Annotated in this window: 13 protein-coding genes and 1 pseudogene; 7 read left to right on the forward strand and 7 right to left on the reverse strand. The window is 33.1% G+C overall.

Annotated elements, in window-relative coordinates; all coding sequences use genetic code 11:
• Positions 1-94: 94 nt before the first annotated feature.
• Entirely contained in the window at positions 95-547 is a 453-nt protein-coding gene (locus ACHRV3_RS14790; RefSeq protein WP_395435056.1) for a hypothetical protein, read from the reverse strand.
• 949 nt (positions 548-1,496) lie between these two features.
• Here ACHRV3_RS14790 and ACHRV3_RS14795 point away from each other — a divergent pair.
• A pseudogene (locus ACHRV3_RS14795) lies at positions 1,497-1,583 on the forward strand (short-chain dehydrogenase/reductase); the annotation flags it as partial.
• 141 nt (positions 1,584-1,724) lie between these two features.
• On the opposite strand, the gene ACHRV3_RS14800 reads toward ACHRV3_RS14795, so the two are convergent.
• From ACHRV3_RS14800 to ACHRV3_RS14810, 3 genes are read right to left on the reverse strand one after another with little or no spacing between them, the layout of a single operon-like run.
• The gene (locus tag ACHRV3_RS14800) at positions 1,725-2,162 is read right to left on the reverse strand and encodes a hypothetical protein (protein ID WP_395435055.1); all 438 of its coding nucleotides are present in this window, start codon (positions 2,160-2,162) and stop codon (positions 1,725-1,727) included.
• Positions 2,155-2,664 carry a hypothetical protein gene (locus tag ACHRV3_RS14805; protein WP_395435054.1) on the reverse strand — a complete coding sequence of 170 codons (510 nt, stop codon included), beginning with the start codon at positions 2,662-2,664 and terminating at the stop codon, positions 2,155-2,157. The genes ACHRV3_RS14800 and ACHRV3_RS14805 overlap by 8 nt, the downstream gene beginning before the upstream one ends.
• 43 nt (positions 2,665-2,707) lie before the next feature.
• On the reverse strand, positions 2,708-3,223 hold the full coding sequence (locus ACHRV3_RS14810) for a hypothetical protein (protein ID WP_395435053.1): 516 nt from the start codon (positions 3,221-3,223) through the stop codon (positions 2,708-2,710).
• Between the two features lie 348 nt (positions 3,224-3,571).
• Between ACHRV3_RS14810 and fsa the strand changes: the two genes are divergently transcribed.
• Positions 3,572-4,228 (forward strand): fructose-6-phosphate aldolase, encoded by a 657-nt coding sequence (gene fsa, locus ACHRV3_RS14815; protein ID WP_047773337.1) that lies wholly within the window; start codon positions 3,572-3,574, stop codon positions 4,226-4,228.
• 89 nt (positions 4,229-4,317) lie between these two features.
• Positions 4,318-4,812: a hypothetical protein gene (locus tag ACHRV3_RS14820; RefSeq protein ID WP_395435052.1), complete on the forward strand. Its 495-nt coding sequence runs from the start codon at positions 4,318-4,320 to the stop codon at positions 4,810-4,812.
• 76 nt (positions 4,813-4,888) lie between these two features.
• Here the strand turns inward: ACHRV3_RS14820 and ACHRV3_RS14825 are convergent, their stop codons facing one another.
• The 3 genes from ACHRV3_RS14825 to ACHRV3_RS14835 all read right to left on the reverse strand — a co-directional run bounded on the left by ACHRV3_RS14825 (position 4,889) and on the right by ACHRV3_RS14835 (position 8,287).
• On the reverse strand, positions 4,889-6,364 hold the full coding sequence (locus tag ACHRV3_RS14825) for an MFS transporter (RefSeq protein ID WP_047773332.1): 1,476 nt from the start codon (positions 6,362-6,364) through the stop codon (positions 4,889-4,891).
• A 179-nt stretch (positions 6,365-6,543) separates the two neighbouring features.
• Positions 6,544-7,245, reverse strand: a complete 702-nt coding sequence (locus ACHRV3_RS14830; protein WP_047773330.1) for a LytTR family DNA-binding domain-containing protein — start codon at positions 7,243-7,245, stop codon at positions 6,544-6,546.
• Complete coding sequence (locus ACHRV3_RS14835; RefSeq protein ID WP_230002439.1) at positions 7,235-8,287, reverse strand: sensor histidine kinase; 1,053 nt, start codon at positions 8,285-8,287, stop codon at positions 7,235-7,237. Before ACHRV3_RS14835 ends, ACHRV3_RS14830 begins: the two co-directional genes overlap by 11 nt.
• Positions 8,288-9,238: 951 nt before the next feature.
• Between ACHRV3_RS14835 and ACHRV3_RS14840 the strand changes: the two genes are divergently transcribed.
• The 4 genes from ACHRV3_RS14840 to ACHRV3_RS14855 all read left to right on the forward strand — a co-directional run bounded on the left by ACHRV3_RS14840 (position 9,239) and on the right by ACHRV3_RS14855 (position 18,157).
• The gene (locus tag ACHRV3_RS14840; protein WP_395435051.1) at positions 9,239-12,271 is read left to right on the forward strand and encodes a SusC/RagA family TonB-linked outer membrane protein; all 3,033 of its coding nucleotides are present in this window, start codon (positions 9,239-9,241) and stop codon (positions 12,269-12,271) included.
• Between the two features lie 12 nt (positions 12,272-12,283).
• Positions 12,284-13,864 (forward strand): RagB/SusD family nutrient uptake outer membrane protein, encoded by a 1,581-nt coding sequence (locus tag ACHRV3_RS14845; RefSeq protein ID WP_395435050.1) that lies wholly within the window; start codon positions 12,284-12,286, stop codon positions 13,862-13,864.
• Between the two features lie 113 nt (positions 13,865-13,977).
• Entirely contained in the window at positions 13,978-15,915 is a 1,938-nt protein-coding gene (gene nagB, locus ACHRV3_RS14850) for a glucosamine-6-phosphate deaminase (protein ID WP_047773744.1), read from the forward strand.
• A 157-nt stretch (positions 15,916-16,072) separates the two neighbouring features.
• Positions 16,073-18,157: a beta-N-acetylhexosaminidase gene (locus ACHRV3_RS14855; protein ID WP_395435049.1), complete on the forward strand. Its 2,085-nt coding sequence runs from the start codon at positions 16,073-16,075 to the stop codon at positions 18,155-18,157.
• The last annotated feature ends 310 nt before the right edge of the window (positions 18,158-18,467 follow it).

Consider the following 18,467-nt stretch of genomic DNA (forward strand, 5'->3'; position numbering starts at 1 on the left):
TTGCGTGTATTAACATGTTGTTTTCTTGCTTGTCCAACTTGATGCTTATTCTCGGTACTTTTACGATCTTCTGCTGTCGGACTTGGGACTATTTTCAAAAGACTGCTTTAGTTTTTTTTAAAGCAATGTTGTTAATTATCCAAATTCCTTCTTTCGTAAATTCCAGTGTATACTGAATACTTTTAATTTTTGCTTTTTGTTTTTTTGCAGCAAAAGTTATTTTCGCTTTTTTATCTTTAATTTCTTGAAGAAATTCATAATTATGAAATTTAAAGTTATTGGTATACTTTTTATCATTTCCTAAATTGTTAAAAAAAAACATTTGATTTATCCAAACGGCATGGGCATTCACATTTTGACTATCAATGTAACTGTGGAATGTCTTTTCTATATCAATGTATTTCTTTGCTTCAATTGTATCACTGCAATTCTCAGCTGATATATATTTTATTACAACCACAAGAGGTGAAGGTGTGATTATTTGTTTATTTTCATGATTTTTACAAGAAACTAACATTAACAATGGTATAAGGTAGTTAAATTTCATAATTTTTATGGTCTATTTGATTTACAGAAATATTCTAGATATGGTTTAGCAGTCACACTTGTTGAGCCTTTCAAATTTGTTGCTCCTTTAATTTTTAAGAGCTGCATTATAAAGACTATTAGGTGCTACAGTTTATGAATCATTATAAATTGTTCTTAAAAAACCGGACGGTTTTATAGTTTGCGAAGCATTAAGGCTCGGATAAACAGAATTTATAACCCTTTGAGCATAAGTCGAACAATTGTTATTACATCCGTTGTACTTATTTTATTATATGTTCCGTTTATGATACCGTTGTATCCTTTTTGAGTCAATCCAAAGCATAATAATTATTCTCCTGAACAATTTCGTTGGTGTTTACAGCACTATTATTGTCTTTGTGCTGATAACTTTAATTATCTTTTATTTTAGAGGATTCAAAATTATCTATAAATTTTACCATTACAATCAAAGCTAAAGCTTAACACTGTATCCTTTTTATGAATATTAAAAATTAATTCACCTTTTTTTTTAATTATGGTATCTCCAATTTCGATATGTTCCTTATAATTTGCCCACCATCAGTCACTTGTTTGTGAATTACAATTACATTCATTTTTATTAAATAAATGTATTCCCTTATAATCAAACTTTCCATCTCTTTTTCCTGGAATTTCCTTAACAATTAACAAACATTCGTCATTCTTATATGCGTTAGCGACTAGATCGCAATCATAATTAGATCCACATGAAAACAAACACATACACGCGATAATAATTTTATATTTCATAGTTATAATTTCAAATAGTCTTTTTGTTCTGGTTACTCCATAATTTACTCCAATACCGGGTTTTATATTATAGTTTAGATATGCGTTATGTCTCTTGATGAAGGTGTATATGTTGATTACTCCCTTTACCAAATATAACACTTTACGAATGTGAAAGTCCCTAGTTTTTAAAAGTAGTTTTTATGCAGAAATTTTCAATTGTATTAAAACGAATTCTTCCTGATACGGTTTATGAGAAGGTGTTGATGAATCATTATAAGTTGTAGGGAAGTAGAAAACTCGCGAATTAAATCTGACAGGTTTTTAAAACCTGTCAGATTTGGTTTTTAAGGTATTTAATTCTAGCTTAAAATTAGATTTAATGGAAGATAAACTGGAGTATAAAAACTACAGAGCAATAAACTAAACTATATTTTTATTCCCAACCACCATTTAAGTGTTTGTAATTTATCCTCTTCTATTGTTGATAGTTTCTGATTTTCGATTGCTATGATTGTTCTTTTTAAAGTCTCATTACCATAATTTTCTCTAAGCCAAAACGGGAGTTCTTCAACACTTTTATTCCAGTTCTCAAGAACTCGGTGCAGTATTGATTCTGCACTCATTTTAGTTTTTGGATTTAATGTTTTAAGTATCAATCCAGCATTCTTTTGATCTTCGTAAATTGTAGTTCTGTTGTTTTTACCTTCAAAGACTTTTAATATTCCCTCAATGATTATCTCATCGTTTGTATCTGATATGACTTTGATTAGTTGTCTAACTCTTAAATCGCCAATTTGAGATAGTTTGTTAACCGAACTATATATTTCGTTTTCGAGATCTTCGGGAGTTTTTGGTTTATGCATTTACTTTGTTTTTGCAAAGTATAATCAATTCTTCAATTTGTTGTAGTGGCATTTTAACAGCACATTCTATTTGATTTTTTTGATTGTCTATAAGTAACACTCCTTCGTTGTCTTCTTCGTAACCAATTGGAGAAATGACGTAATTGATATTTTTATTTTCAATTATTGTTCGGGCATCTTTAAACCAGCCATAATTTGCTTCGTAAATGATTTCTTCTTTAGAGAATAGTATAAGTTCTTCTCCATAAGTATTCCATAGTGCAATTCGTAGTAGATAGAATCCTAAAAGAGAAAATATTCCGATTCCTATTAGAAAACCAAAATGTAAGCCGTGGCCGGAGGTAATTGAAATCACCATGCCGGTTGTTGGAAAAATGAATGAGGCAAAAGCAACTATAAATAATATTGCTCTAATGACGAATGGCGATTTTTTAACTCTGAGTCTTAATAGGTTGTTTTCGAATGTAAAGGAAGGCATTTGGAGTGTATTAGTTTGTTTCATAAATCTATGTATTGTCTTTTCAAATTTTTACTATGACAACGAATTATTTTTTATTCACTTTAAAAATCATACGATCATTGGCCTCCCAAATATAATCTTCTGAACAAATGTATCCCCGTAGCCAAAGTGTGCCATTGGTATTTTTTATGTAAAAACCTTTTGGAAAATCGTCCTCTTCACTTAATGGTTTTGAGAAAAAGGTTATGGATCCGGGTGGGGTTTTGTTGGATTTTTTTTCGTCAGATTCTAATTGATCCTTGAATTTTAGTCTAACATAAATGGCTATTTCTAAAGGGCAATGCGATAAGTTGAGTGTTTTTAGGTGTTTTTTTATGCCTTCAAAATTCCCTCCGTTTTTAAGACCGATCTCAGACATTGATAATTCTATTAAATTGACTTCAGAACTCAAAAGTGATGGCTGAAATAAGTCACTATTAAATAACGTATGGGCATATTCGTTAAGTCCGATTTGGGCTTCTTTTAATTTTTGAAGTAATTGCGCTTTGTTTAGCCCTTCATTTTGAATAAGAGAGATGTCTTTTTTTTCAGTCCTGTCCATATGCTGTTTCTTCCGGAAGTAGTTTTTAGTTGTAAAGATAGAATTATTAAGATTAGTTGTATTCTGTTGTCTTGTGAAGTCTTTACAAAGCTGCTTTTATTTTGAATTAAAAATATAAACCTTTACTTTTACCAAGCAATTATCAGAATTGTCAAACGTTGTCTTCTGATGGATATAATCTGCAATTTTATATTGTAGTTTTTTGATATTTTGCATGAAGGAAGATTCTGTTGCAAGTAGGATCAGATTGGCTGATTCGATTTCTATAAGGAGCCAATTGAGGATTTCCGGAATATATTTTTTAATGGGACTATCCCGCATAACGAACACAATTAAATTTAAATAAATATGAAATTTTTTATCGATACAGCTAATTTAGCTCAGATTAAAGAAGCACAGGCTTTAGGAGTTTTAGATGGTGTAACTACAAATCCGTCATTGATGGCGAAAGAAGGTATTACCGGAAAAAACAATATTTTGAAACATTACGTTGACATCTGTAACCTTGTTGAAGGGGATGTAAGTGCTGAAGTAAATGCACTTGATTTTGACGGAATGGTTAAAGAAGGTGAGGAGTTGGCTGAATTACACGATCAGATCGTGGTAAAATTGCCAATGACAAAAGAAGGTGTTATGGCTGCTAAATATTTCTCTGATAAAGGGATTAAAACAAATGTTACTTTGGTGTTTTCTGCTGGCCAGGCTTTATTGGCTGCAAAAGCGGGAGCAACTTATGTATCTCCGTTTATTGGTCGTTTAGATGATGTTTCTACAGATGGTTTGAATCTTATCGAAGAGATTAGAGAAATCTATGATAACTACGGGTATGAGACTCAGATTTTAGCGGCTTCAGTACGTCACACAATGCATATTGTAAACTGTGCTAAAATTGGTGCAGATGTTATGACAGGACCACTTTCTGCAATTTACGGTTTATTAAAACACCCATTAACTGACATTGGATTGGCACAGTTTGTTGCTGATTTTGAGAAAGGTAATAAATAGTTTTTTACTAAATAATAGTTATAAATCGCTGTTTTTCATTAGAAAGACAGCGATTTTTTTTATATTTAGCTACCTTAAAATATCTATATATGAAAAAATTAATGGCAGTTTTAGTGTTTTTAATAGCGAGTTCGCAGGTAAGTGCGCAGGCTAAAGTAATAACAAGTGTAAATGATGTGGGTGATGTAGCAACGTTTGAACTGGATTGTTCTGAAAAGTTTCAGACGCTGGCAAAAGGTTTGCGCTACAACATTACACGACACGAATTTAAAGGCCCGGAAATGAAAAACTCCTATCGCCTGATGTTGGTGATGGATGGCTTTTATTCGAAAACATTAAATAAAGAAATGACTATTTCTGCAGTATTAAGTGATGGAACTGTAATGCAGGCAAAAAAAGTGATCGAAGATGATGGTTTTTTTGATGGTGCTTGTACGCTAAAGATAAAAGATCCTAAAGGGCTTTTAGCGCTTGATATTGTCAAGGTTATTGTTCATGCGGACAAAGATGTGGTTTATACTTTGTCGGATAAAAGCAAGGCAGTTTTTAAAAAGAATCTGAGTAATATTATAGCGGCGAAATAATGTACCTGTTTCATAAAAAAAGTCCCGTTTTACATTTTGTAAAACGGGACTTTTTTTATGTGATTTTTAGAAGATTTTAATGACCTCCTCCTTCACTTGCCACATGACTAACACCTTGTCTTTTTAGTATTTTAGGGCAATAGAAACCATAAAATGCTAAGTAAGCAAAACCAAGTAATGGTACGATATAAGAGAAGTGTGTGTATGTAATTCCGAATATTCCATTTGGATTGGTTAAATCTAAATCACAGATACTTCCTTGTATCAATGGAATTACCCCACCACCCAAAATCATCATGATTAAGAACGACGATGCTTTTCCTGTGTTTTTTCCTAAACCTGCAATCGCCAAATCGAAAATAGACGGCCACATGATAGATAAGAATAATCCACCCGAGATAAAGAAAAATTTAGCAATATCAGTATCCGGACAAACTAATCCGGCAAACATCATTGCGATACCTGACAGTCCGAAAAGCATTAATGTTTTACCTGCGTTTTTACCACCTACAAAACTTACGGCGATGAATAGTAAAATCCAAAGAGGGTAGATGTAGAAAGAAGAAACATCATGTGCAGCAAATACATTCGCTCCGATAATTACACCAAAAGCCAAAGCTGGAACGATAAATTTAAGAGCGGTGTTTATAAGATTTGAAGTATTGAAAACATTGACTCCACCATTCCAACGACCAATCATTAAACTTCCCCAATAAAGTGCGATAAAAGGAGAAATGGCATCTTCCAGTATGTTACCAAATTCATGGGTGTGTAAAAGTGCCGGAAGATTACTAATGATCGTAACTTCAGTTCCAACGTAAATAAAGATACCCAACATTCCTAAATACAATTGAGGGTAGTCTAAAATGCTGAATGAGGCATGTTTATGTTCGATTTTAGCCTCTTCTTCATTTGCTTTTGCCGGATCTTCGATTTTAGAAAAATACATGAAAATAGCCACTATAATAAAAGCAAGTCCTAGTATGATAAAAGGTAATTTGATATCTTCTAGAGAAAGGTTTGTTTTTTTGTTATCTCCCATTCCAAAAAGAGCAATTCCTAATAGAATTGCGCCAATAGTGGTTCCGAAAGAGTTTACACCTCCAGCCAGAGTTAAACGGTGTGCTCCGGTTGTCGGGCTTCCCATTTTAATTGCCAATGGGTTTGCTACAATTTGTTGAATAGAAAAACCTAAACCTACCGTAAACAAAGCAGTCAAGAAGAAAGGGAAACTTTCCATTGTAGCCGCCGGAACGAATAAAAAAGAACCCACTGCTGAAAGAATTAATCCTGCAGAAAGTGTTTTTTTATAGCCGAATTTTTGTAAAACGTCTGACTTTAAAGAGATTAAAAAGAAAATCATCGACCCTACAAAATAGGCAGCATAAAATGCCCAAGCCACTAATTGTGATTGAACTTGTGATAAGGTAAATACTTTTTTGAATACTGGGATGAGGATGTCATTTGCTGATCCGACAAAACCCCAAAAAAAGAAGACGATTATCAGAGAGATAAATTGCCCCCATTTGGTTTGTACATTTTCTGAACTCATAATAGTAGTAAAGGTTAATTTTTTTATTTATGTTTTTTGAAGACCGTAAATATATTTGTTAAGTAAATCAAAAAAAAATAAAATGACACAAATAATGTTAAATTTAAACCAACAACACTATTTTTTCAACAAAGTGTTAATTTTTATGTTTTTGAAAAAGGACCTTTCTAAGACTGATTTTACTCTAAAATCTTGTTTTTAACCTCTTTACTATAGTTTCGGCCAATTGGAATGGTGTAGGATTGGATCTGAATGCGATTTCCTTCAATAGATTTTACTTTATTCAAAGCAATAACATACGATTTATGAATGCGTAGAAAGCGATCGGAAGGTAATTCTTCAGATAAAGAAGTCAAAGATTTATGCGTAATATAGGTTTTGTCGGGAGTGACTACCTTGATGTATTCTTTCATGCCTTCAACAAACAGAATTTCCTCAATATTAATTTTCATCATTTTTTTATCAACTTTAATAAAAATATGAGAGTCCCCTTTGGTGGTTTCTACTTTAATATTGTTTTTTAAATTGTATTCGGTTGTGATTTTGTTAATGCATTTTATAAAGCGCGGTAATGGAATTGGTTTTACTAAATAATCTAACACATCAAGATCATAACTTTCGGCAGCAAATTCTCTAAAGGCAGTGGTAATAATGACCTTGGTTTTATTTTCAAGCAGGCTGATTAATTCAAAACCGGTCATCATTGGCATGTTGATATCCAAAAAGATAGCGTCAACAGAAGTGCTGTTTATAAAATCCAGTGCTTCCAAAGAGTTAGTGAATGTACCGATAACTTCAAAGTCTGTAAAATTAGCGAAATAATTTTGCAGCACTTTGATTGCTAATGGTTCATCATCAATCAACACGCATTTAATTTTCATTATGAATAGGTATTTGCAAACGGATTATATAGTAATTCAGTTTAGTTGCATGTGTTAGACTAAAATCGTTTTTATAAATTAATTTTAATCTCTTTTTGGTATTTGTTAATCCAATTCCACCTTTTGAATTTAGATTTTGTGAAATTACAAAATTATTTAAGATTTCAAAATCTAACTTTTTGCCATCAATAACTTTGCAGTTGATCTTTATTTTTAAGTTGCGATTGTTTAAGCCACCATGTTTAAAGGCGTTTTCTACCAATGAAATAAATATTAATGGCGGGACTATAATATCTTCTATGTTAGATTCTAGATTTATGGTGACTTCTACATTCTCAAAACGTAGCTTTTCAATTTCAATATAATTTTGAATATAGTCTATTTCCTTTATTAGTGGAACAGATTTAGTTCCTTTTACATCATACAATACATATTCCATCAAATGAGACAATTTGATAATCACGTCCGGAACTTTGTCGGAGGATTCTAAGGATAAGGCGTATAAATTATTTAAGGTGTTAAAGAAAAAGTGAGGCTGGATCTGGTTTTCAAGGTATTTTAACTTGATTTTGAATTGATTTTCTCTCAATGAACGGTTTCTTTCCCGCTCTCGCAACCAGGTTAAAGTAAGATAGACAGAAGAGGCCATGGCCACGACATACAATTCACCAATGCAAACTGCCAGAATATGATTGATGTCAAAAGGATGGTACTCGCGGTTGGCTTCCGGCCAGATATTTTCAGATATAATATAATAGGTAAGGGCGGTTTTTATTAAATAAATTCCGAGGAGACTCACTATTAAGGATAAGGTGAATTGAATGTATTTCTGTTTTAATACCAATTTTGGTACTAAAACAAACAAATTAAAATAAACCAGTGGAATGTGTAGGGAGAACTCAATAAGATTCGATTTGAATGAATAAGGATAATCATTGAAATAAGCACCCCATCTTAAAAAATTAAGAGTAAAATAGCTTCCCCAAAACCAAACGTGATTTTGAAGTTTAATATCGAATTTTAATTTTCGGATTTCGTTCAACTTTATTTTTAAAAGGTTAATGGTATTTATCCTTTGGAATAAATATTCTGCAACTTTAAACAATTAGTTGTTAAAACACAATTCTTTTAAATAAAATTTTCAAAAAAAAGAAAAGTAGCGCTTTGTTTTTGATGAAGAACGTTTTCGTAAAACAAAATCTGTAATATTTTTTAATGTTTGTTTTTGAGTGAAAGTATAGGAGTGAGGTATTAAAAGTAAAATGATATAAGTGAAATGTTAAGAGTGAGATTTTAAAAGTAAAATGTAAAAAATCAACAATAAAATCTTTTTTCATGCAAACTAAATGATTTTACAACTGTCATCCTGAGCGGGGTCGAAGGGTCATCCTGAGCGAAGTCGAAGGCTTATGAAACGAATAAGGAGTGTAAGCTTCTTTAATATATAATCTAAGAGAATGAAATATTTCGTACGAGAGGTTTTGGGAGAAAAATTGAATACGTATTTCTGAATACCGAAGGTATAACGATTTGAGAGTTGGTAATGGATTCTTTTGATGTTACATTAATATAGGTATAATGGATCGAAAGAAGGTATATAGTTTTAAAAGTTGCAACTACAGGATTATTTAGCAGTTAAAATCCTTGTGAATGAGTTGCACAATTGTTTAGATAAATTTATGATAAATATGGTTGTCTTGTTTTATTGAATTTGAGTTGAATTCAATGTAAGGTGCTTATTATTAGTGTGTTGAATCGTTTTATTGGGTTTTGTTTGAAATGTTATTATGTGTAATAAATAAGCTAAATAATTAGGTATTATATAATTATATCTTAAAATTGATATACTATAGTGATAGGAAAACGTTTTCGAGAAGCACATTATTGAATGTTTAATGTCGTTTGTTTAAAATTTTGTACCGTTTGTATAATTTATTTTTTTTAACAATACGTTAAGAATAAATTTACATCATAACTAACAAAATAAATAAACATGAAAAAAATTTTCTTAATCTTTATGATGGCTTTTACCGCGCAAGTTTCCCTTGCTCAGGTAAAAAGTGTCAAAGGTGTGATTACAGATTCTGACGGGATGCCATTACCAGGGGCATCTGTTGCGGTACAAGGAAGTCAAAAAGGTGCTACAACCGATTTTGACGGATTGTATGCAATTGAAGTACAAAAAGGACAAACATTGCTTTTTACTTATGTTGGTCTGGAAACACAAGCAATAGTTGTAGGGGATGCTACTACAATTAATGTAAAAATGCAACTAGCAGCATCGAATGCGCTTACCGAAGTTGTTGTAACTTCATTAGGTATCAAGAAAACTAGAAAATCTTTAACTTATGCAGCTCAAGAGCTTAAAGGCGAAGAGTTAACTCGTGTAAGAGATGCTAACGTTATTAATACGATCGCAGGTAAAATTGCCGGTGTAGCTGTAACAAAAAGTTCTGGTGGTACAGGTGGTTCTACAAAAGTAGTTATCCGTGGAAATTCATCTGTTGTGAATAGCCAGCCATTATATGTTATTGATGGTATTCCGATATTAAATGCTGGTTCTGGACAGCCAACTGAGTCATTTGGTAGTTTGTCAGGTGGTAATCGTGACGGTGGTGATGTTGTTTCTTTAGTTAATCCTGACGATTACGATGGGATGACTGTACTTAAAGGTGCTGCGGCTTCTGTATTGTACGGTAGCCAAGGGGCAAATGGAGTAATTTTACTTTCTTCTAAAAAAGCTAAAGCAGGGAAAGCAAATATTACCGCTTCTTCAGTAACTACTTTTGAAACAGCAGCTTATTTACCTAAGTTTCAATCAGATTACGTTGCATCTAAGGGAGCAGCAGATACATGGGGAGCAAAACAAAAAACGAATGATTATGTTGAGGATTTCTTTAATACAGGAGTTACTCAAATTACGTCATTAGGTTACTCGAATGCTAATGAAAATTCGTCTACTGCATTTTCTTATGCTAACACATCTTCTTCGGGAATTACACCGGGTAATAGTTTAAAGAAAAATAATTTTGGAATTCGTCAAACAGCTAAGTTTTTCGGAGATAAATTGACTTTTGCAGCAAATGCAAATTATACTTCTCAGTCAATCGCAAATAAACCAGTAAATGGTCTTTATTTCAATGCGCTTACTGGTGTTTATTTAATGCCAAGAGGAAATGACTTTAATTTTTATAAAGACAATTATGAAGTTTTTGATCCATCAAGAAATTTAATGGCTCAAAATTGGGTATCTAATGTAGATTTTATGCAAAATCCGTTTTGGGTAATAAACAGAAATCAATCAGAAGATAAGAATGATTTTTTTAATGGATCTTTAGCTTTAACTTATAAAGCAAATAATTGGTTAAGTATTGCCGGTAGATATAGTTATAACAGAGTATCAAGTAAGTTTGATAAATTTATCTATGCAACTACTCAGGGAGCCTTATCTCATATCAATGGTAGATATTATAATGAAGAGACTTTAAGTACACAACGTTATGCCGATTTAATAGCAACCATAAATACAAAAATCGGTTCAGATTTCTCATTCAATGCAAACATTGGAACCAGTGTAAGAAATACATTGATCAATCAAAGAACGATTCTGGATTCTGGAGTTGGTGGAGGTTTAAAATATGCAAACTGGTTTACATTGCATAATTTTAATAACAATGCCGAAAATTATCAGACAATTGATTCTAATAAAGAAATTCAATCCATATTTGCAGCTACTACGTTTGGTTATAAAGATATGTTATACTTAGATCTTACTGGTAGAAAAGACTGGTCTTCAACATTAGTAAATACAGAAGAAGGCGGATATTTTTATCCATCAGTTGGTTTAACTGCTTTAATTAGTGAGATGGTAGCTTTACCTGAATTCATTAGCTATGGTAAAGTTCGTGCAGCTTACGCTAATGCAGGTAACGATGTTGCTCCTTTTATAACATCTCCTACAAATTATTACCCACAAGGGAGCGGAACAAAATACAATCCAATAGTTGCGCCTAAAACAGGGACAAGTTTGAAACCTGAATTAAAAACAGAATACGAACTAGGTACAGAATGGAGAATGTTTAATAACAGATTAGGATTTGAGTTCTCTTATTATCATTCAGAAACTAAGAATCAGTACCTACAAGTTGTAGCGCCAATTGGAAATGTACAAGGGGTTGATTTTTATGCAATCAACGCAGGAAGTATAGAGAATAAAGGTTTTGAAGTTGTATTAAACGCAGGTATTGTTAAGGGAGATAAATTCTCTTGGGATGCATCGGTGAATTATTCTCAAAATAAAAATTTAGTAAAGGAAATTCCTAGTGAACTAGGAGGTCGTATTAACTTAACAAATGCTGGTGTAAATAGCTATAGATATGCTTTAATTGAAGGAAGACCATTTGGAGTTATTGAAGGAATCAATTTCAAGAAAGATGCGCAAGGTAGAGCTATACTAAATAATGATGGTACTTTTCAAAAAACTGGTTTTGAAGAAGTTGGAAATTCTAATCCTGATTTTATGTTAGGTCTTTCTAATTCATTCAAATATGGATCTTTCTTTGCAAGTGTATTAATTGATGGTCGTTTCGGAGGAGATGTAATGAGTTTAACTGAAGCAATAAATGATATTAATGGAGTTTCAAGAGCGTCAGGAGATGCTAGAAATGCTGGAGGAGTTGCTATAAATGCAGTTAAAGTTGATGGTACTCCTGTGACTAGTATGAGTGCAGAGTCCTACTACAAACAAGTTGGAGGTAGACAAGGGATTAGTGGAGAATATATTTATGACGCAACAAATGTGAGTGTTAGAGAGGTTTCAATCGGATATACTTTTAATCCTAAAACATTGCCTTTCCTTCAATCAGCTAGTGTTTCATTAATTGCGAGAAACTTATTCTTTATATACAAAGACGCTCCTTTTGATCCAAACATTGCATTAAGTACAGGTCAGGGTTTACAAGGTGTTGATATTTATGGTCTGCCTTCTACCAGAAGTGTAGGTCTTAACTTAAATGTAACTTTCTAAAATTTTAAAAAGATGAAACTAAATAAAATAATAAAAACAACAACTATATGTGCTTCTTTGCTTACTGTAGTTGCTTGTACAGATAATTTTGAGGAAATAAACACTAATCCAAATGGTATTACACCAGGGCTTTTTGAGCAGGATTTTAATCATATTAAAGGAGGATTTTCTCCAATGTTTAATAATATCCAGGTTTTAACTCCGCCAGATTTATATCAATTACAACAAGGATTAAATAGTGATGTATGGTCTGGTTATATGGCTACTCCTCATCCTTTTGGGAATTTGAATAATACGACTTACTATCTTCTTGATAACTGGAATGGTACTTGTTGGGAAACTGCTTACAAAAATATAATGTACAATGCCAATGATATTGGGAATAAAGCTAAAGGCAAATACGATCAGTTTTATGCTTTATCATTGATACTAAAAGTAGAAGGTATGCACAGGCTTACAGATATTTTTGGACCTATCATTTATTCTAAATTTGGTACTCTGGATACTACTATTGGTTATGATTCACAAGAAGAAGTTTACACTCAAATGTTTAGTGAGTTAGATATTGCAGTTGCAGAATTAACTAAAAGAGTTGATGCTGGTGAAGTTAGTGTTTTTGTATCGACTGATGAATCGGGGTATAAAGGTGATTATAAAGCTTGGGTAAAATTTGCTAACACTTTGCGTTTGAGATTAGCCATGCGTGTGGTAAAAGTAAAACCTGCTTTAGCAAAGGTTCAGGCTGAAAAAGCTGTGGCACATAAATTTGGAGTGATGACAGTAAATGCAGATTTGTTCAAAATTGTATCTCCTGTTTATACTAATCCAATTCAAACTATAAGTGTTGGATGGGGAGATATTGCTATGTCTGCTGATATGGAATCTATTTTAAAGGGATATAATGATCCTAGGTTGCCTGTTTATTTTGATACTTCAACGGAATTCCCAGGTCAATATAAAGGTATTCGTACAGGTATAGCTATGGCTTCAAAAAGTGATCATGAGAATTTTTCTCGAGTTGGATCAGTTATTAAGACGAAAGAAATAACTCTGATGACTACAGCAGAAGCTTATTTTCTAAGAGCTGAAGGAGCTTTGAGAGGATGGAACATGGGCGGAGACGCAAAATCATTATATGAATTAGGAATTGCAGCTTCATTTGACCAAAGAGGAGTTTCTGGTGCGGCGGCCTATACTTCAAATAATACAGATACAGCTATAGACTATGTTGATCCTAAGTTTCCGGTGAATAATGCAACAGCATTAAATAATGTTACTGTCGCTTGGGATGCGGCGGCCACTAATGAGATAAAATTACAAAAAATTATTACTCAAAAATGGATTTCCGGTTTCCCGGAAGGTCAGGAAGCATGGTCTGATTACAGAAGAACCGGATATCCTAAACTTTTCAAAGTGCTTAAAAATTACAGTGGAGGTACAATTTCTACAGAACTTGGTGTAAGAAGAATCAACTTTGTTGTGGCAGAGAAAGCTGGAAATAGTGGAGGTGTAGCAACTGGTGTAGCTAAATTAGGCGGACCAGATAATGGAGGAACCAGACTTTGGTGGGATGTTGATGCACCTAACTTCTAATAAAAGCTAAAAAAAAAGAGAATATTAAGTTTGGTTAGTAAATGGTATGGGTAATGAAAGTTGCTCATACCATTTCAAAAACCAAAATGATAAATAGTATAAAAGATAAAGAAATGAAAAGTGCTTTAGAAATAAAACCTGATATCAGCTATAAAAGCGCAGGGAAATTTGAAGAGACAAGATTTGAAAAAATTCACAACGAAATCTTCAAAAATTCTACCGAAGCTTCCTTAATTGTAGCGCAGGAAATCGCTCAATTAATCCGATCTAAACAAGAGAAAGATAAATCTTGTGTTTTAGGTTTAGCGACAGGTTCTTCTCCTATAAAAGTATATGAGGAATTAGTAAGAATGCACAGAGAAGAGGGGCTAAGTTTTAGTAATGTAATCACTTTTAATCTGGATGAATATTATCCGATGACCAAAGAGAACAATCAGAGCTATCATCATTTTATGCATCAGCATCTTTTTAATCATATTGATATCAATCCTGATAATGTTAATATTCCTGATGGTACAATCGCTATTGATGAATTGAATCAATACTGTATTGACTACGAAATGAATATTAAAAATGCAGGAGGTCTTGATTTTCAATTATTAGGTATCGGTCGTACAGGTCACGTAGGTTTCAACGAACCGGGATCTCATATCAACTCTGGTACTCGTATTATTACACTGGATCACATTACAAGAGTAGACGCTTCGTCTGATTTTAATGGTATAGATAATGTTCCTAAAAGAGCTATTACCATGGGAGTTTCTACCATTATGAGATCTAAAAGAATTGTATTAATGGCTTGGGGTCAGAACAAAGCTGACATCATAAAAAGAACAGTTCAAGGAGATATTTCTTCAGAAGTTCCGGCCACCTTTTTACAAAATCACCCTAATGCAACTTTCGTATTAGACCAATCTGCAGCTTCAGAGCTGACACGTTTCAAAACACCTTGGTTAGTAGGAGAATGTATTTGGACACAAGAATTAAAAAGTAAAGCGATTGTTTGGTTGTGCCAAAAAACAAAACAATCCATTTTAAAATTAACTGACCGTGATTATAACAATAACGGTATGTCAGATCTTTTGGCGCAAGAAGGTTCTGCTTATGATTTGAACATCAATATGTTTAATGTTTTGCAGCATACCATTACAGGATGGCCAGGCGGAAAACCCAATACAGATGATTCGCACCGTCCGGAAAGAGCCAATCCAGCTAAAAAAAGAGTGATTCTTTTTAGTCCGCACCCTGATGATGATGTCATTTCAATGGGAGGGACTTTTTCAAAATTGATAAAACAAGGACATGATGTACATGTTGTATATCAAACCTCAGGAAATATTGCAGTTACAGATGATGAAGCTTTAAAATTTGCAGAAGTAGGCAGTGATTTTATCGGTGCCGGAGCAGCAGATATTAACTTTAAATCGGTAATTGAATTTTTGAACAATAAATCAGAAAATCAAATTGATTCATTAGAAGTTCGAAAATTAAAAGGACTTATCAGAAGAAGAGAGTCTTATGCTGCCACAAGATACATCGGTTTAAAAGATGAAAATACCCATTTCTTAGACCTTCCTTTTTACGAAACAGGACAAGTTAAGAAAAATCCATTGGGACCTGATGATATTGCGATCGTAAAGGATATCATCGCCAAGATAAAACCACACCAGGTTTTTGCAGCAGGTGACCTAGCGGACCCGCATGGAACACACGAGGTTTGTCTGAATGCTATTTTTGCTGCAATGGCAGCCTTAAAACCACAAGCTTACATGGATGATTGTTGGTTGTGGCTGTACAGAGGAGCATGGCACGAATGGGACATTCACGAAATTGACATGGCCGTTCCGTTGAGTCCATCAGAAGTATTATTAAAACGTCATGCGATTTTATACCATCAATCACAAAAAGACAGAGTTATGTTTCAAGGAAATGACTCTAGAGAATTTTGGGTTAGGGCAGAAGACCGCAACAAAAATACAGCTGTCCTTTATGACGATTTAGGTTTGGCTGAATACGAAGCAATCGAAGCCTTTAAACGTTTTGATTATTAGTGTTGTTTTTTTAAGATTCGGTTAGAGCGAATCAAATGACAAAATTCAGATTGATTTTATTGCAATTAGTGAGGTTCAATTGAAGTCCTTCTGAGTTTTGTCTCTTTTATCTATTTATTAATGTTATCTCAGGATAACATCTTTCAAAAACATTCAAATGAAATATTTATTTGTCCTACTATTAGCGGGTTTAACTTCTAGTGCTCAAGTTCAAAAAGAGCAACTAAATCTTATGCCGTGGCCTCAGAGTATCGTATTAAACGATGGAAATTTTACTTTAACTAAAAATTTTAAAGTAAACATTACCGGAAATCCAAATCCAAGAATTTTTGGTGGTGTCACTCGTTTCTTGCGCCGCTTAGATGGTAGAACAGGTATTTTTTTTGAACAAGGTTTTATTACAAAACTAAATGAATTTCCTACTGCTGAATTACAGATCAATTGTGATAAAAGTGGTAAAATTGGTTTGTACGAAGATGAAAGTTATCATTTAGATATTAAAAAAGGCAAAATTACAATTAATGCAACCAGCGATTTAGGGGCTTTACATGGCCTTGAAACGTTATTGCAAATCATGCAGAATAATAACACTTCGTTCTTTTTTCCAAATGCTCAAATTTCAGATTTTCCAAGATTTACATGGAGAGGTTTAATGTTGGACGTTTCAAGACATTTTCAGCCGGTAGATGTTGTGAAAAGAAATTTGGATGGATTGGCCGCTATGAAAATGAATGTTTTTCACTGGCATTTAGTAGACGATCAGGGATGGAGAATTGAAATGAAAAAACACCCAAAGTTAATAGAATTAGCTTCAGATGGGATGTATTACACACAAGAGGAAATAAAAAATATCGTTAAATATGCTGATGAGCGCGGTATTTTAATAGTTCCGGAAATCGATGTTCCGGGCCACGGATCAGCCATTTTAACTGCTTACCCCGAAATTGGCAGTAAATTGATAACGCTGACTGGCGGAACTACAGAAAAAAATATTCAGGGAACTGCTATTGCAACCTATGGAATTGAGAGAAATGCGGGTATTTTTTCACCAACATTAGACCCTACAAATCCTAAAACCTATCAATTACTAAGTGAATTGTTTGACGAAGTATGTCCCCTATTTCCCGGGTCTTATTTTCATATCGGGGGAGATGAAAACGAAGGGAAAGACTGGGACTCAAATCCTAAAATTCAAGAATTTAAAAAGAAAAATAACTTAGCAACCAACCACGAGTTACAAACTTATTTTACCATGAAATTGATACCAATGCTTAAAAAACACGGTAAGCAATTAATGGGTTGGGAAGAGATTTTGACTAAAAACATGTCAAAAGAAGCTATTATACATGCCTGGAGAGGTCCTAATGAAGGAGTTGTGGCAGGTCAGTCTTTAATAGACGCAGTAAAAAAAGGGTATAAATCAGTTATGTCAAATGGTTTTTATATCGATTTGATGTACCCAATCGAAAGTCATTATTTGAATGATCCGATGCCAAAAGGAGCGAATTTATCAGCAGAAGAAAAAGCAAGAGTGTTAGGAGGCGAAGCTACAATGTGGTCCGAACTTGCAACACCAACAACTATAGATTCAAGAGTTTGGCCTAGAACAGCTGCAATTGCAGAAAGACTTTGGTCATCAGAGAATATTACAGACGTAGCCAATATGCGCAAGCGTCTTGAAGTGGTTTCATTCAGACTGGAAGAACTTGGATTGACACACATTCGCAATAAAGATGTTATTTTAAGAAATATAGCTAACAATCAGAATGTAGAAGCATTGAATGATTTTAGTAATGTTTGTGAACCATTAAAAGGATATAAAAGAAATAAAGGCGGAACAGAATATCAGATGTATTCTCCGTTTACACTTTTTGCAGATGCTTGTACTCCGGATGCCAAAGATGCTTTAGCTTTTGATGCTACAGTAGATCAGTATTTGGGAAATAAATCACTGGAAAATAAAATAAAAGTAACTGCATTCTTAAATAAATGGATTGCAGTGAATAAAGCATTAAATGAATTGAGTGCAAATGCACCTTTAGTTCAACCCATTTTGCCTTTAGCTAAGAAATTGAGCGATGCATCAGAACAATTAGTACTTGTTTTAGATAACAAATCAACTTTAAAAGCAGAAGAATTGAAAAATCTGATCGAACAATGTGATGCAAAAGATCATGCCGATGTTGAATTGGCAGTTTTTAAAAGTTTGAAAAAATTAATGCAAAATTTTGATTTGAATTAGGAGTTAGTAAGTTTAGTTTAAGTTACCAAGATTGTTCCTGTCTCTGCCAGAAGTTTTCTGGTGGAGATGATTTTGGTAAGCTGCTGAGCTACGTCCGTTAAAGAATTAATAAGAGTAACCAAATAAGTATTTACATTTAAAACCAAATAAGAGAATATAACAAAACATGACAAAAAGTAGAATTTTAGATTGATGAATTACCCCCCAAATTTATCCATTTTATTTATTACAATTTTTTTTTAAAAGAAGTTATACATAAATATCAATCAATGCTATTCGCTAATGATTATGGTCGAAATCAGTAATAGTA

The sequence above is a fragment of the Flavobacterium sp. FlaQc-49 genome, assembly GCF_044005985.1.
Lineage (GTDB): Bacteria > Bacteroidota > Bacteroidia > Flavobacteriales > Flavobacteriaceae > Flavobacterium > Flavobacterium cupriresistens.

Coding starts and splice junctions, on each gene's coding strand:
- ACHRV3_RS14790 (WP_395435056.1), bottom strand. CDS start 547: ATGAAATTTAACTACCTTATACCATTGTTAATGTTAGTTTCTTGTAAA.
- ACHRV3_RS14800 (WP_395435055.1), bottom strand. CDS start 2,162: ATGCATAAACCAAAAACTCCCGAAGATCTCGAAAACGAAATATATAGT.
- ACHRV3_RS14805 (WP_395435054.1), bottom strand. CDS start 2,664: ATGAAACAAACTAATACACTCCAAATGCCTTCCTTTACATTCGAAAAC.
- ACHRV3_RS14810 (WP_395435053.1), bottom strand. CDS start 3,223: ATGGACAGGACTGAAAAAAAAGACATCTCTCTTATTCAAAATGAAGGG.
- fsa (WP_047773337.1), top strand. CDS start 3,572: ATGAAATTTTTTATCGATACAGCTAATTTAGCTCAGATTAAAGAAGCA.
- ACHRV3_RS14820 (WP_395435052.1), top strand. CDS start 4,318: ATGAAAAAATTAATGGCAGTTTTAGTGTTTTTAATAGCGAGTTCGCAG.
- ACHRV3_RS14825 (WP_047773332.1), bottom strand. CDS start 6,364: ATGAGTTCAGAAAATGTACAAACCAAATGGGGGCAATTTATCTCTCTG.
- ACHRV3_RS14830 (WP_047773330.1), bottom strand. CDS start 7,245: ATGAAAATTAAATGCGTGTTGATTGATGATGAACCATTAGCAATCAAA.
- ACHRV3_RS14840 (WP_395435051.1), top strand. CDS start 9,239: ATGAAAAAAATTTTCTTAATCTTTATGATGGCTTTTACCGCGCAAGTT.
- ACHRV3_RS14845 (WP_395435050.1), top strand. CDS start 12,284: ATGAAACTAAATAAAATAATAAAAACAACAACTATATGTGCTTCTTTG.
- nagB (WP_047773744.1), top strand. CDS start 13,978: ATGAAAAGTGCTTTAGAAATAAAACCTGATATCAGCTATAAAAGCGCA.
- ACHRV3_RS14855 (WP_395435049.1), top strand. CDS start 16,073: ATGAAATATTTATTTGTCCTACTATTAGCGGGTTTAACTTCTAGTGCT.